Annotated in this window: 10 protein-coding genes and 2 pseudogenes; 6 read left to right on the top strand and 6 right to left on the bottom strand. The window is 42.3% G+C overall.

Going from position 1 to position 15,368, the window contains the following annotated elements:
• Positions 1-20: 20 nt before the first annotated feature.
• The 4 genes and pseudogenes from AACT19_RS04095 to aspT form a co-directional block, all read right to left on the bottom strand.
• Positions 21-899: pseudogene (locus tag AACT19_RS04095) on the bottom strand (patatin-like phospholipase family protein); the annotation flags it as partial.
• A 164-nt stretch (positions 900-1,063) separates the two neighbouring features.
• Positions 1,064-1,921 (bottom strand): pyridoxal kinase PdxY, encoded by an 858-nt coding sequence (gene pdxY / locus AACT19_RS04090; protein WP_076645405.1) that lies wholly within the window; start codon positions 1,919-1,921, stop codon positions 1,064-1,066.
• Between the two features lie 180 nt (positions 1,922-2,101).
• The gene (locus AACT19_RS04085; RefSeq protein WP_017095568.1) at positions 2,102-3,697 is read right to left on the bottom strand and encodes a bifunctional aspartate transaminase/aspartate 4-decarboxylase; all 1,596 of its coding nucleotides are present in this window, start codon (positions 3,695-3,697) and stop codon (positions 2,102-2,104) included.
• 89 nt (positions 3,698-3,786) lie between these two features.
• The gene (aspT, locus tag AACT19_RS04080) at positions 3,787-5,502 is read right to left on the bottom strand and encodes an aspartate-alanine antiporter (protein ID WP_017079207.1); all 1,716 of its coding nucleotides are present in this window, start codon (positions 5,500-5,502) and stop codon (positions 3,787-3,789) included.
• Positions 5,503-5,969: 467 nt separating this feature from the next.
• On the opposite strand from aspT, the gene AACT19_RS04075 reads away from it, so the two are divergent.
• From AACT19_RS04075 to AACT19_RS04060, 4 genes are all read left to right on the top strand, one after another.
• Positions 5,970-6,182: a DUF1656 domain-containing protein gene (locus AACT19_RS04075; protein ID WP_017079206.1), complete on the top strand. Its 213-nt coding sequence runs from the start codon at positions 5,970-5,972 to the stop codon at positions 6,180-6,182.
• 10 nt (positions 6,183-6,192) lie between these two features.
• Positions 6,193-7,053: an HlyD family secretion protein gene (locus AACT19_RS04070; RefSeq protein WP_017092840.1), complete on the top strand. Its 861-nt coding sequence runs from the start codon at positions 6,193-6,195 to the stop codon at positions 7,051-7,053.
• Positions 7,054-7,066: 13 nt separating this feature from the next.
• The gene (locus AACT19_RS04065; RefSeq protein ID WP_076645403.1) at positions 7,067-8,422 is read left to right on the top strand and encodes an FUSC family protein; all 1,356 of its coding nucleotides are present in this window, start codon (positions 7,067-7,069) and stop codon (positions 8,420-8,422) included.
• 360 nt (positions 8,423-8,782) lie between these two features.
• Complete coding sequence (locus AACT19_RS04060; RefSeq protein ID WP_076645401.1) at positions 8,783-10,444, top strand: hypothetical protein; 1,662 nt, start codon at positions 8,783-8,785, stop codon at positions 10,442-10,444.
• A gap of 35 nt (positions 10,445-10,479) precedes the next feature.
• Here AACT19_RS04060 and AACT19_RS04055 read toward each other — a convergent pair whose 3' ends face one another.
• A complete protein-coding gene (locus AACT19_RS04055) occupies positions 10,480-10,689 on the bottom strand; it encodes a hypothetical protein (protein WP_131825219.1) in 210 nt (69 codons plus the stop codon).
• Positions 10,690-10,696: 7 nt separating this feature from the next.
• Here AACT19_RS04055 and AACT19_RS04050 point away from each other — a divergent pair.
• Both AACT19_RS04050 and AACT19_RS04045 read left to right on the top strand, forming a co-directional pair.
• Positions 10,697-12,794, top strand: a pseudogene (locus AACT19_RS04050) (carboxylesterase family protein).
• 84 nt (positions 12,795-12,878) lie between these two features.
• Positions 12,879-14,336 carry a phospholipase D family protein gene (locus AACT19_RS04045; protein WP_076645399.1) on the top strand — a complete coding sequence of 486 codons (1,458 nt, stop codon included), beginning with the start codon at positions 12,879-12,881 and terminating at the stop codon, positions 14,334-14,336.
• 134 nt (positions 14,337-14,470) lie between these two features.
• Here AACT19_RS04045 and AACT19_RS04040 read toward each other — a convergent pair whose 3' ends face one another.
• On the bottom strand, positions 14,471-15,352 hold the full coding sequence (locus tag AACT19_RS04040; RefSeq protein WP_017095573.1) for an aspartate/glutamate racemase family protein: 882 nt from the start codon (positions 15,350-15,352) through the stop codon (positions 14,471-14,473).
• Positions 15,353-15,368: the final 16 nt, after the last annotated feature.

Below are 15,368 nucleotides of genomic sequence, written 5' to 3'. Positions count from 1 at the left end.
GGAGTGGATTCCATACATCAAATTACGTCTAATTGGGGAGGTGTTTCGAGGTCTAACGCTTCAGATATCTTTGTATAATCAAAATTTGATGGATTAAAAAACACTTGAGCAGCAAGGCCACCATCAACATGCAACTCTTCATATGTCTTTCCGTCTAGTTCTGCATTGATGAACTGCGGTGGAAAAACCCCGGGGATTGAAGCACTTGCAGCTAATACTTTGTATACGAGTTCCGCCTTATCTGGTCGTTCACTGTTAGCAATGGCGCCTAAATTCCAAATAACCAATTCTCCGGAATCAAAATGCGTACTGCCAATGAATAGGCGTTTACCATTTCGATGTTGTTGAGCGATTTTGTCGATCATTGATTCCGGATAAGCATTGGCAATGAATTGGTATAAATGTTCACCGTCAGTAAAGGCGTCTTTGAAAACCGTGTTTAGAAAATTCTTTTTGCCTAATATTGCATCGTCGTTAATGTCGAGCATGACGTTTTTCATTTCGCGTAGCGCATCTCCACCGATGAAAGCAAACGGCGCAATCAACGCCCCCGCACTAATGCCTGTGATAATTGAATAGTCTTTGAGTTGTCCGGACTCCTTTAGTCCCATCAAAACTCCAGCCCCAAATGCCCCATTCGCCCCTCCACCAGAAAGCGCGAGAATATTCAAATGTTCGCCACTCACCTTAATCGGGGTTGTTTTGTTATATTCAGAATAGAGAAAATCAGGGGTTTCATTCGCCCACGTACGTAATGGCTCATGAGAAGGTGTCGCTGCAACCGTTACGTCTCGATAATTATCCTTGGAAACTCTTGCATCTAAGGTGTGAGGAGAACTACACGCCACTAAGAAGGCGGATAGCAGGACAGTAAAAACAGAGTAAACTCGGCGATTCATATTTGGACTCATTTCATCTTCTCCGGTGCTTTCCAGAGTTTTGTTTCAAGGGTAAGAAATAAATGAAGTCCGTTTCTTCTGTTGAATAAATATAAAACGAATCGACGAGTTTAAATAATCACGTATGTAGGATGTAACCCTTCGAAAAAACACCCGATAAGGTGCTATGCAATTTTAACAACATTGAAATCACTCGTTGGTTCTACGAATTCATATTGAGCATTGATGGTTTGTAGCTCCCAAGTACCATAACTTTTAGTTACTTCTAATACCCCATAAACCGCATTATGTGCGTGACGAAAAGCGGCAACAGGCGACATGCGTTTAACTAAACATGCGGTGAACAGCCCTGAAATTAGGTCACCAACACCTACAGGTTGTCTAGGAAAATCGATATTTGGTCGCTGAGCTAGATAACAGGCTTTGGGTGTCGCCAAGATCATGCTGAAAGCTTCGTCAGGTAATGAATGGAGATGTTTTACTAGAACGATTTTCGGGCCCAGTTCTAACGCTTTTTTGCATGCGGTCACTGCATCGTACAAAGAGTTGATATTGATACCCGTAAGTTCCGTAAGTTCAAATTGATTCGGAACAATGACATCAGAGATGGGTAAAAGATGCTCGACAATCGCAGCCTTAACACCGTCATCAACAATGCAACCTTTGTCCGGGTCACCCATTACTGGATCGCATACATACAAAGCATTTTTATTGCGGTCTTTGACTAAAGTTACTGATTCAGCAACAGCCCGACACTGGTCTGCACTCCCTTGATAACCCGATAATACAGCGCCGCATGCTCGTAAAGAGTCAATGTTATCAAGCCCTTTCATCAAGTTTCGAATGTCATCTGATGTAAACTTTTGCCCAGTCCAACCCTGTGTATACTGTGTGTGGTTGGAAAACTGTACAGTGTGAATCGGCCATACATCTAGCCCCATTCTCTGCATAGGAAACACTGCTGAACTATTACCAGCGTGACCATAAACAACATGAGATTGGATCGAGATAATACTTTTCATAGGTCACTCTTCTTTAGTGAGATCGATTGACGACTAAATAAACACAACAGATTAATTGGATTTCACTGTGCTTATTTGGTCGGAATAGCCCCGACGGTGTCGAGGCTTATTCTTTATAGTGTAAACCGTTGAGTTAATAGGACCGGTAAGTGAATAGAACCACTAACTCATTAGCAATGATTAGCCTTGAAACTCAACAAAGTGTTCATCAAGTACTTTACGAGTCGCGCGGCCAATTAGCTCGTATTCATGGTGAGTTAGGTTAGCGAGTGATACACGAACTGATGCATGTACCGTGTCGAAACCCTTGCCTGGCAGCAAAATAACGCCCGTTTCATGCGCAAGACGGAATAGGAAATCTTTACCTTTGCCATTTGATTTGAACCAATCGACAAACGCGTCGCCGTACAACTTGCCACCTAAAGTATCCAGCTCAAGCAGTGTGTAGTAATCAACGCGATCTTTGTTCTCTTCAACTTCAAGACCCATGTTTTTGTAAAGCGTAATGTAACGTTCACGGATGATGCGTTTACACGCCGCTTTATAGCTGCCTTCAGAATCCATAAGGCATGTTAGGGCAAACATCGCCATTTGCACTTGTTGTGGTAAAGACAAGCCAGCAGTGTGGTTCAATGCAACGCTTCGGCTATCAGCCACAATACGATCGATGAATTTGATGTCGCGAGGTTCAGGAGACAACGTTTTGTAACGGTCATCAAGCGCACATTGTTTCTCTTCACTGAATGAACGTAGTGTGTCGTCGAATACATTTTTGTGCTGAATACCGATAGTACCTAAGCGCCAGCCAGTTGCACCGAAGTACTTAGAGAATGAATAAACACAAAGTGTGTTGTATGGTAGTTTTGCAAATAAAGAAACGAAATCGTCAGCAAACGTGCCGTATACATCGTCGGTAATAATAAATAGATCGTTGCGTTGCTCATTTACAAATTTTGTTAAGTTATCTAGCGTTTCATCCGAGAATTTCACTGATGCCGGGTTCGCCGGGTTAACGACACAAAGCAGTTTAATGTCTGTATCTGCTAGTTTTTCAATTTCAGACATTGGTAGTTGCCAAGTTGTCTCATCAAGGCGTAGTTCGACGATCTCTAGCTCATATTCAGAAAGTTCAGGTATTTCTAAATAAGGAGTAAAGATTGGTGTGATCAACGCAACCTTGTCGCCTTTTTTAAGTAAGCCGTTGTTAAACATCGTTTGGAATGTATAAGTCATTGAAGCGGTTCCACCTTCCGTTGCAAACAAATCAAAATCTGTTGTCATTGGTGTTGGGCCGTACATTTCTTCAGCGATGTATTGTTTAACTACTTTCTCAATATTTACCAACATACGCGGTGGTACTGGGTAGTTACACGCAAGGTAAGCGAGAACGAGTTCGTTTAGGAACGCTTGTTTTTGGATGCCTAGACGATCTTTTGCGTAGCTTAGTGCGCGCTCGATGAACTGAACACCTTTGTCGTTTTGGTATTCTTTTGCAAATGTATCGAAACGCTCAACAATACCTACGCCGTCAGGAATACCACCAAAATCACCACCAAGGTATGCATAGTTACGTTCTGCTTCATTAACAGCGAATTCACCAAGGCGAATAAACGCTTTACGTGGTAGTGTCGCTAAAAAATTAGGGTTACCACGACCAGCATCTAATAGCGCGCGGTCAGGCACTGTTTGTGCTACTTCGATTAGTTTATCTTTTAATTCAAATGGGCTTAAATCTTCGAATTTTGAGAAGTCGATTACTGTATTTTGTGTAGTCATAATATTTACCTAATTATATATTTACTAAATTTGGGGAATCCTTACCCTATCGACCAAATATTTAGCCGATAAGTTATACTGTTTATTATTTACATGCCTGCGTTTAAAGTAATTACACCGACGATGATGGGGCCCCACAATGTAAGTAGGACATTAGCTACTGCGTAAGTTACTGTGAAAGTAAATACAGGTGTTGCATTGCCTGTTTTTTCCATTAATGCCGCAAAGCCAGGGTTTGCGCTGCGTCCGCCAGTCACACAACCTAATGCTTCTACCGGATTCTTAATTTTCAACACAAAGTATGAAAAGAAGAATGATATAAGTTGCGGAATAATGGTTACAGCAGCACCTAAGAACAATAATGACATACCGTGTTCTTTGATGGTGTCAACGGCTTGTGGTCCTGCTTGCAGACCAACAATTCCAACAAAAGCTGCCAGGCCAAAGTCACGAATAAAGTTAACGGCTCCAACTGGAAACTGTGCAATGTGAGGGTTTCGGCTTCGAATCCAGCCAACGAATAAACCAGAGATCAAACAACCTGCACCAGAGCCGATCGTTACTGGGATACCAGCGATTTTAAAGCTAATCAAACCAATAAGCAGACCAACAACCATACCCAAACCAAGAATCACAAAGTCAGTCATGCTTGCTGAGCCCATGCGCTGTCCAATATTTTTCTCTACGCGATTAATATCATTTGCAGTACCAGTGACTTGAATAATGTCGTTTTTCTTAACAACCAATTCCGGTGTCAATGCAAGCGCTACGCCTTCACGGATATAATCAGTAATGTAAACACCACGATATAAACCTTCGTTTGAGTGTTGTTTGATCTCTCGAAGAGATTGACCGACAAGCTTACGGTTATCTGCGATCAACTGTCGATTTTCTTCTATAATTTCATAGCTTTCAGGGAGAGATACTTCTTTGCCATGAGCGCTACCCTGTAACTCTTGAACCGCATTTCTACGACCGGTAACAACGATGATGTCACCTTCTTTGAGTACTGTGAACTTGTCCGCATTAAGCTCATGTCCATCACGCTCAATCAATTCAATACAAGCAGAAAGCGATGTATCATTTAACTGTGCTAAGGTATTTCCGACTAACTTGTCTCCAGAACTTACTTTAAACGCACGGGTAACTAATGCCGTAACCGCATTAAATTCACCAGGTGCCAGTTCGCGTTTACCACTAGAGTTTTTTTCTTCTAGGGCTATCGCTTCAGCTCGAATGTCCCACTTCATCAGTGTTGGGAATACCCAGGTAACCATTAGAATTGGACCTAAAGAACCAAAGATGTAAGTTACTGCATAGCCGACAGCAACATTGGTTTGCATTAGGTGTTTTGCTTCTTCTGACACCCCACCAAGGCGAGCGATAGCATCACCAGCGGTACCAATAATTGCAGACTGTGTGAGACCACCAGCGGCTAGGCCTGCAGCCGTACCTCTATCTAGGTCAAATAACCATGCGGCAGCTAATACACAGAGTAAGCCCGACACTGTCATCACGACAGCTGAAAGTAATATATTGATGGTTCTAAAGTTAAGTGCTTTAAAGAACTGAGCACCACCTTGATAACCAACTGCATATATAAATAGCGCAAAGAAAATACTTTTCACGCCTGGGTCAATATCAACACCGAATTGTCCGATAATTACACCCATTAATAATGTCCCGGCAACACCGCCTAAAACAAATCGACCAATGGTAATCTTACCGACCATATAACCGAGAGAGAGTGTAATAAATAGAGCGACAAATGGGGCCATATCAAATAGATTAGAAATGATGTCCATGACAAATTTACTCTTATGTTAAATTAAGGAATAAATAACCGAACGAATAAATTAGTAATGATATTTGTTGGATTATTAAAGCATCTCGTTGCTTCGAGACGAATATTAGTTAGAAAAGAGTATTCAATGTAATCCTTTTTGATGGACTCAATCATCGCATGTTCAATAATTAAGCGATATCATCATTTTAGAAATGAAGATTTCACTATATTACAGTGAGTTACAATAAAAATAATTGTTTTGAATTTTGTAGATATTTTTAAAAGTAACCGTTATTTGTTTCTTACCTCTATTTATACCTCTGACAACCTCGCTTTACGCATCCACTTCACTTCGTATTGATAGGCTTATACGGCAAATAGAAAGTCGATTACGCCTATTGATGGATCAGGTCCTCTAAACACGATTATCACGTTCAGCCTAACTACCGTATCGTTCCATTCATCAAACAAATAGAGAACAAAACCATGAACACCATGCCGCATGAGCTCGTATGGGGAGAGGTTTACTTTCCACCGCTGTTACTGGTTGTCGCATTGGCTTATGTGTTAACGATATTAACCGGCTCAATCACAACCAGATTAGGACTTCATAAATATGTCGCGTTTCCTGCGTTAGCTGAATTGAGCCTAATCGTCATTTTTACTGGCATCGTCGGCCAATTTATTACCATTTTTTGAGGCAATTCCTGTGATAAAACGTTATCTCATTACACTCCTATTATTCGCAGCCGCTGGTACTGTCATCTATAGCTATTACCAATCTTATTCAAGCAACCCTTGGACTAGAGACGGCCAGGTGAGTGCTTATATTGTCTCTATAACACCACGTGTTACAGGCCAAGTAACCAAAGTCCATATTGATGATAACTCTCAAGTGGTCAAAGGCGATATTCTGTTCGAAATCGACCCAAGCCTTTACCAAGCGGCCTATCACAAGGCCTTAGCTTCTCAAAAACAAGCCTTAGCATTACTTTCAAAAGCAAAGAATGAAGAGCAACGCGCACTTAACTTAGAAAAAAGAACGCCAGGTGCTATTCCAGTTTTAACGCTAAACAACCTCAGTAATGCGGTTGAGACTTCCTCCGCGAACGTTCAGCTAGCTAAAGCAAACGTCGAAGAAGCACAACTTAACCTTGAGTATACAAAGGTGTATGCACCAACTAATGGTTATATCACTAATCTAAGCCTTCGTGAGGGTTCTCAAGCAGTCGCAAACTCGCCAGTTGTCGCGTTAATTGATGAGGATAGCTTTTGGATTGAAGGTTATTTCAAAGAAACGGATCTTGTTGGCGTTGACGCGCAAGACAAAGCATACGTAACGTTAATGATGCACAACAAAATCCAGTTAGAAGGTCACATTAAGAGCATCGGTTTTGGTATCGCAAAACAAGATGGGAGTACCGGTAATGACTTGCTGCCCAACGTAAACCCAAATTTCCAATGGATTCGCCTTGCGCAACGTATTCCAATTAAAGTGAAGTTAGACCATATTCCTGATGAATTACAGCTTCGTGTTGGTATGACAGCTTCTATCAAAATTATCAAATAATTGGGTGTTTTCTATGTTCAATGCGTCGACTAAAGAAGCGATAAAAGCGGCGTTCTCTATTGTTATCGCTATATGCTTAGCACTATGGTTCCAATGGGAAAAACCTTATTGGGCAGCGATTGCAGTTGCAGTGATGGCGTTGAATGAGAGCTTTGCTCACTCTATAAACAAAGGGCATAACCGGTTAATGGGAACCTTGTTAGGGACCGGTTATGCCTTTTTCCTCATTGCGATGTTTTCACAAGACCGATTTTTGTTTCTGACATTTTTTACATTGTTCTTAGGCACATGCATTTTCATGTCTAGTGACGAGAAATATGGTTATGTGTTTTCAATTGGTTTCGCCGTCTGTTCGATTATTTCTTGTATGGGCGGGTTTGATAGCCAAGTGACCTTCCATTTTGCCGTGCTACGTATACAAGAAACCATACTTGGTATCGTAACTTTTTCTATCGTCTATCGTTTAATTTGGCCAGTCAACACAGAGCTAAATTTTATACAACGATTTGAAACCAGTAGAAATTCACTATTAGAAATAATGGAAAACCTAGACAACATCGACATCAACGCGCTTGAAAGTAACACCGCCAATATTGATAAGTTGTATCAACTTTTAGATTTGCCACTTACTGGTAGTTACCATCTTAAAGAGAACAGCCAAACATGGCGCTTACGTATCAACGAGATGGCGCATATCCAAGATACATTACTTGAGCAAAGTCACAGTGAATCTGACTTGGGTATTCAATGGGCCGTTATTACCAACAACTTGAAGAGCTTTAATACACTAACACCAGATCAATCACTTATTGAAGGTGAACCCAATGTAATGGGCGATAATAAAGACGTGTCTTGGCATCGCGCTCATCGTACGTTTGTTCAACATTTGAATGAAGACGGACGCAAGGTCCTACAAGGTGTGTCGATGTTCGTAACTTCGCTATTGATATGGATATATCTTCCAATGCCGGGTGGCTTTATTTTTCCAATGCTTGCGGGCGTTTTTTCTTCAATGGTACCTACAATGCCACCGAGTATCATCAAAGATGCATTTTTCGGCGTGCTTGGTACAGGTTCAGTGATCTTACTTCAATACATCTTCGTGATGCCTTTGATGACCGAGCTTTGGCAACTTGCCCTATTCTACTTCGTTAATATCATGGTGATATGGAAAGTCTTCGCGACACCTAAACTAATGGTACATCGAATATTGGGTATTAACTTATTGGTGGTGCTTACATCTGGTGCACTCAACCTGACACCAGTCTATCAAATAGAAACACCACTATTAATGTTGGTCAATATCTTAATCATTTTGATGATAGCGAAACTATTTACTGATCTATTCAGAGTAAAAGTGACGGCTTAAAACTACGCCTGCACTACCTCATAAACATGTCACGGCCTGCCAAGCATATTGCTTCGCAGGCCGTTTTCCTTTCTGTTTACCCGCCTGCCTTATGATCATATTAAAGCTTTAAAATCAATTAGTTGGCAAATAATGCCACTGACAAACAATTAAGTGAGGATGGCGTCCATCAAACGCGATTAACGACATTTCCACCCTCACCTTAGAATCCTATCATTGATTGGCGCAATGCATTTTTAAACGCGACATTCACACTGGAAATCCTTATGGATACATACATAACAAACTGAACACGAGGTTCAGTACAACATCGACTGTTTGAGTCTCGAAGGTTTGAGGCTACTCAGAGTGGAAACCGTCATGAGTTTTTTTGAAATACGCACTAGCGCCTGTAAGACCCATACTCTTTCTGTATTAGCGAGCGCCCTGCTACTTACAACACCCTCTTTAGCTTCAGCCGCAGAAGAAACTAAAACTTACAGCGAAGCCATGGAAAAAGGACGTGCCCTGTTTGACAAATATGGCATCAGCCACGACTTACCAAAACTAGCAATCAGCTCATTGGTTCAAGGTGAGCACTTAGTCGAACATGCGCGTCGTACTCTTCAAGTCGGTGATGAAATTCGTGACTCAAGCGTCTACCTAGTTAAAAACACCGACAGCAAGGGCAACATAGACCTACGTATAAAATATAACCCAGAAGAACTGGACGATAACGATGATCTACTGGATGAAATAGAAGCTTTCACTCGTACTGAATATCGCTTACGTGACTATGCCGAAAGCTTTGATTCTTCTTCAGTGCGTGTGCAAGAAATCGACGACAACAAAGTCATCATTAGCTTTGATTATTCGAAGTATGGCTTACCTCAAGATATCGCGTATTTCCGATTCTTGAATGTCGATATCGAATTAGTCGACGGTGAACCAAAGCGAATGTTGATCACCAATGACAAGCCTTTTACACACCATATCTACAAGGTAGAAAGCTACAACCAAGAGATTGAGTTCAACACATTGGAGTCTGGCAAGCTCGTTATTGCACGCAAAACGACAGAAGTCGTCGGCACAACGAAGAATAAACCGATGAAGATGACTAGTTTGGTCGAACCAGTGGCGCTATACGCAGATGACAACGGCGTACAAGTTCTAAATGAAGCAAGACTTCAGGAAGTCTCAGACCCAAGAATGCAAGAAGCGAGCGTAAAGCTGGACCGCATCTTTCCATTAATGGGTGACATGGTGCGTCGTCAAGGTATCGATTTGCCATTACCATTCGGTGTTTCAGTTGCTTATCGCAATCAAGACATGAACCTTCCTATGACCGATTACGTGATTGGCGGTGTGCGCTTGAATGACCTGTTCGACCCTGAAGATAGCGTTGCAACGGTTAAAGCAGAAAGTCTTTCAATACGTGGTGATGTGAATATTCTGCCGTTCTGGAATGTATTCGGATATGTAGGAAAGGTAAACGTTGACGCGAATGTTGATGCCTCTTACACCGGCGCTGCGGGAGAATATCTACAAGATAAACTCAATAACAAATTACCTGGTCTAGGAGACAAACTGTGCGAGGGCGTATCAGCACTGTGTAACAGTGGGCGTTTAAATGTACCACTGCATCTCGAATATGACTTACGCGGTGCGGGTACAACACTATCTGTTGGTTACAAAGAGTTCTTTGCATCACTGACCGGCACCTATTCACAAACGCGTCTGAAAGGGATGGATGATTGGGGCGACGGTATTGTCACGGTTCAGCCAATGTTGGGCTACCAATTGGTTGATTATCGAGCTCAATTCTTCGTTGGTGCTGAATACCAAGGTTTAGATTCACGTATGCAAGGTACTGTAAAAACAGACGATATTGAGTTTGATTACGACGTTGGTGTGGACATTAACCAGTGGGCATTTTTAACCGGAGTCAACAAACAGATTGGCAAGCATTACAACATGACCGTGTTGTACAACAAAGGTGAAACTCGTTCGGCTGTGACATTGAACCTTGGCTATCGCTTCTAGAACGTTTGATCTTCTAGACCTAATAAGCTCTTAACTCATTGAACTCTGATATCGGTGTAAAACTCACGTTTGCTTGCGCCGACATCATACCAACGACGTTGCGCCCCCCTTGTTTTCAACAGAGAGAAAGTGAAATAAACAACCACGTCAAACGCACCAATGATGGAGCGAATCACCTGATGGAACGACAGGTTTGACGGTATCGATGCGCTGTTCGTTACTTTACCAAATTTTATTGTGGACACCTTTTTTATGACTATTGCATATCGTTCTCTCATCGCACTCGCTATTGCGGCCGCTCTTGCTGGCTGTGACACAGACGTTGAACCAACGGTTCCAAAGCCAGATAAACCTGAACCTCTCGTACCTGCCCCTGCTGAAACGTTTACTACTCAAATCGGCGACGCGATGATCACAGCGTCTAAAGAAGAGCTGGTGATTACTTCAAATAGTGCCGTCGACAAGCTAGCTTCTGTTGAGTCTTTTAAAGGCATTAAATTTGCCGAAGCAGAGCGCTTTGAGCAAAGTAACATTGTTGATCTTGGGAGTGACATTGATGCCACTGCGTTTGGTGATGCATGTCCTCAATTGAAGACCGTTTCACAGACACAATCTGAAGACTGTTTGAACCTTAACATTTGGCGCCCAGTAGGCGTAGATGCTGATGCAGACCTACCGGTTTATGTATTCATTCACGGTGGTGACTTTGAATATGGCTCAGGTTCTGAAGCACTTGTGCACGGTGATACCGTGGTTGCTCAAGGAAGCGACGATGGTAAGCCTTTCATCTATGTAAGCTTGAACTACCGTCTTGGTCAGTTAGGTACTCAATGGATTAAAGGCGCGAACGAAGATGGCAACTATGGCCTAGGTGACCAGAAGCGCGCCTTAGAGTGGGTACATAACAATATCGCTGACTTCGGTGGTAATGCTCAAAACGTAACCGTTATGGGTCAAGGCTCAGGTGCTATGTCTATTGGTTTCTTGCAACAAGATGACAATATCGCAGGTCAATATTTCCAACGTGCCATTATGCAAAGCAACCCGTATGGTTTTGAGTATCCTAGCTATGACGTTGCTAAGGACCGCAACAATGACTTTGATGTAGACACTTCGATCGACGAGATCATGGCGTCGCAAGAAACAGCTTTGAATGGTATTGAACAGCTAAAAAATTGGTTGTTAGGTTCTTTGCAAATCCCAATTCTGAGCCCAATAGCAGATGAGACGCCAATGTCAAACCTGATGCCTTATGCTCCTTACATATTGTGTGAAGAAACTTTCCTTGGTAGCTGTAGAGAATCAGCAAAATCACCAACGCAAGCAGGCTTCTCAGTACCAACTGTCCTAGGTGAAAATGCACATGAAGCGAACAGCTTTGGTATGCTCTTTACCACTACGTTCTTAATTCCAACGGTCATCGAGTTATTAATAGATGATGAACCTGAACTGCTTACTAATGAAGATCCAGCAAAGCTAGCTCTAGCTATGGTTAACTGGTTAGAAGATGAAAACAACATCGTTCTTCTGCAGCAAAAACTATCTGAGCAAGCAAGTGATGAAGTTTCAGCAGATCTTGTATTGCCAAGCAGTGCTTACAGCGCAGTAACGGGTTTATTTTATGGTGCAAAGCTAGAAAGGTGATCTACTTGAAATGACTGAATGCATTGATACCAGTGACATTACGGGTACCGTAGGTTGCTTGGTCGACATTGTTGATATCACTAGCCACCAACAAACCCAAGATATTCTGGCTCTAACGGATTTCTACCCTAACTCAGAAGCTGACATAGGTGGTGCTCTTGACAACATGACGCAATTTAAAACCCTGCTAAATGACACCTTGTTCAATGGCCCTGCTCGTTATATGGCAGCAAATAGCAAAGTAGAAGCAACGCTATACCACTTTGAGCACAAACCAAGCTTTAACATGTGGAACTTTAAAACAGGTCTAAATGAAGAAACGGGCGAATACGACCAACTGTCAATCATTGATCTATTCAAAACGATCGGTTGCATCAGCGGCGCATGTAACGGTTCAGAACTGCCATTTATGTTCAACAAAGCTATACGCTTTGACGGTAGTGATATTCACCCGACAAGCAATGAGAAGGTATTGATGAACGAAATGTCGCGTCTTTGGTTTAGCGATGAATTGTTCCAGAGCTACCAGTACAGCGATGCAGCCGACAATGTGCTTGTAATTGATGGTGCAGGATTCAGCGAAAACAGTACTACCTTCGACTGGGATTATGTCACAAACCCAGGTGTTGATCCTAAGCTTCGTGAAGGTCGCTTAACGGGTCTAGCAGAGCAAGGTCTTATGCCTTGGGACTGGTACCTTAACTAAACATCTTCAACACCCCTCCTACTTTAACGGCCAGCTCGCTGGCCGTTTTTATATCCAAATTTCATGTTTAAACGCAGGTTAGTTATGACATTTAGCAAACTAAAAACAGCATGCACAATAATGTTGATTGCTTTGGTCGCAGGATGTGCCCAACCTTACCCCGATGTTGACCCCGATTTCGAAGCTAACTGGCAGAGCACAGAACATCAAGCTCAAGTCTATTTGATCCCTAGTGCGCCTGAAGCCTTTGCTCGCCGTATTGATCTGGTTCGCCAAGCCCAACATTCCATAGATATGACCTACTTCTCATGGGAAAACGACACTCTGGGTCTGATGCTGTTAAACGAGCTAACACACGCCGCTGATCGCGATGTGACCGTGCGCCTCACACTGGATGACTTGCTGGTATTCAATGACAAATGGTTAGCCGAGCTAGACTCGCACCCAAACATTGAAATCCGTTTGTTCAATCCGTTTGATTCACGTAAAGCCGGCTGGATAGGACGTGCGTTTAATTTCTCGACTCACCAAAAACAACTGGATAATCGACTTCACGAGAAGTACTTCAATGTTGACCACCAATCGATGATTTTGGGCGGAAGAAATATTGGTAATGATTACTTTGGTTATAGCGAAAATGCCAATTTCTTTGATATGGACGTTCTGTTTCGAGGTACAGTAATAGCGTCTTTCGACCGCAACTACCAAGCACTTTGGGAGAGCGAATACGTAGTGCCAATTCAAGAGCGTATTCAAATCCAAGAGACCGAACAATACCAAGCGTTCACCAAAGCGTTAAATAAAGGCGAGAAGAATAAAGCGTTGATCACGTCTGAAGTCGAAAGGCAGATAAAGAGCTTAAACCAACCGAAGTTCATTTCGGCCTCTGTCACGCCGGTATTTGACTCACTGGAGAAGCTCAATGACAACAAGCCTTACTTTCGTCAACGTACAGAGCATTTAATGAAGCAAAAAGTAGCGACGCCAACTAAGGCTATAATTTCTACGCCTTATATGGTGCCAAGCGATAATCAGTTTGTGTTTGTCGATGCGCTCAGAGAGAACCAAGCCGAAGTCACTTTACTGACCAACTCATCGGCTTCCAATGATTCAGGCTTTGTACCAGCTTATTACGAAAAACACCGTGAGACTTTACTCGACAAAGGCGTAAGTATCTATGAGTACAAAAGCCAAGCTATCAATGATGATCACTACTTTCATGTTGATACCTACTACCACAACAAGACAGTAATTTTAGATGACCGTTTTACCTACATTGGCTCTTCTAACTTTGACCCAAGATCGGACTTTTTGAATGTCGAGCTGGGGGTACTGATCGACAGCGAAGCGTTTGCTCAGCAAGTGATACGTTACTTAACGCGTCAGAAAGACGAATTGTTCTGGGAGGTGTCACGTGCCCAATCAGGTGAGACTACTTGGGTTTCAGGGGAACAAAAACAGATTAAGAACCCTGATTACAGTTCATGGAATAAGTTGCCGGATTGGTTGTTCCGCAAAATAAACGGCGAGTTTGAGCTTTAATACTAATGCCCGTGAGTGTGTCAGAATCGTAAAGTCCTTATTTGTCTGCAATTCTTTGTAACTCATCAATCTTCAAAACATAAAAAACCGCGTAATTCGCGGTTTATTTATGTTTCAGGCAAGCAGATCTCAGTTTATAAACGACGAGTCATCGCTCTCTTGGCTACGTAGTTAACCATATCTAACGTTGTGTAAATAGATTCAACATCATTAATGTCGTAATCAAGATGGTCACGTTCGACATACTGTTCTGCTAGTCGATAGATATCTACAACACGCTCAGCCACAGCTTCCATAGGGTCAATAAGTTTGATAGTTGGAAATGCACTTGCAAGCTGTTTTCTAACAAGAGGAAGTTCAGTACACCCTAAAATCACGGTATTTACCCCTTTATCAACGATACTTTGTACAGCAATCGAAAGTAGAGCTGCATTATGGTCAAACTGACCGGCTTTAATACCGTTTGTTTTACGAATCGCTTGACCACACTCTGTCATCTCACCTGTCACTTCACCATAGATAGCACTATGTACGTTATGCTCTTGCTCAAAGGCATCTGGCTTAACAAACACCAGATTGGCGTCCGTTAGGTAACGATCATAGATTCCCGAGTTGTAAGTACCATTGGTACACAGAATACCAACAATTGCTTCCGGATTATCTTCTTTGATCTGATCAACGGTGGTTTGAAGCATATCGACGATATAAACATTGGTATGTTTTTGAACTTCAGGTCTGAAGTAATGAGCGGTATTGCAGGTCATTACGCCAAATTGAACATTGGCATGTTCTAAAATGCACGCTGACTCAATCAGCTCTGGAACAGGGTCGGTGCCGCCTTCGTTAATCGCTTCAGAGCGGTCCGGAATATCTGAATTTTTAACCACAATCATGGCCATATGATCTTGGTCTTTTAGCGCACCATGCTCGATCTCTTTCTTAGCAACGATATCTTGGAATAACGCATCAGCTTCAGGTCCCATATTACCAAAGACGCCAAATCGTACTTTTTTCATCGTATTTACCTTTATG

It is taken from the genome of Vibrio sp. 10N.222.47.A9 (assembly GCF_963872585.1).
GTDB classification, from domain to species: domain Bacteria; phylum Pseudomonadota; class Gammaproteobacteria; order Enterobacterales; family Vibrionaceae; genus Vibrio; species Vibrio splendidus.
This window is presented reverse-complemented; position numbering and strand designations above follow the sequence as displayed.

Excerpts from the sequence above, each read along its gene's own strand:
- AACT19_RS04085 (WP_017095568.1), bottom strand. The coding sequence starts at position 3,697 with ATGACTACACAAAATACAGTAATCGACTTCTCAAAATTCGAAGATTTA.
- AACT19_RS04045 (WP_076645399.1), top strand. The coding sequence starts at position 12,879 with ATGACATTTAGCAAACTAAAAACAGCATGCACAATAATGTTGATTGCT.
- AACT19_RS04065 (WP_076645403.1), top strand. The coding sequence starts at position 7,067 with ATGTTCAATGCGTCGACTAAAGAAGCGATAAAAGCGGCGTTCTCTATT.
- AACT19_RS04075 (WP_017079206.1), top strand. The coding sequence starts at position 5,970 with ATGAACACCATGCCGCATGAGCTCGTATGGGGAGAGGTTTACTTTCCA.
- aspT (WP_017079207.1), bottom strand. The coding sequence starts at position 5,502 with ATGGACATCATTTCTAATCTATTTGATATGGCCCCATTTGTCGCTCTA.
- pdxY (WP_076645405.1), bottom strand. The coding sequence starts at position 1,921 with ATGAAAAGTATTATCTCGATCCAATCTCATGTTGTTTATGGTCACGCT.
- AACT19_RS04060 (WP_076645401.1), top strand. The coding sequence starts at position 8,783 with ATGAGTTTTTTTGAAATACGCACTAGCGCCTGTAAGACCCATACTCTT.
- AACT19_RS04040 (WP_017095573.1), bottom strand. The coding sequence starts at position 15,352 with ATGAAAAAAGTACGATTTGGCGTCTTTGGTAATATGGGACCTGAAGCT.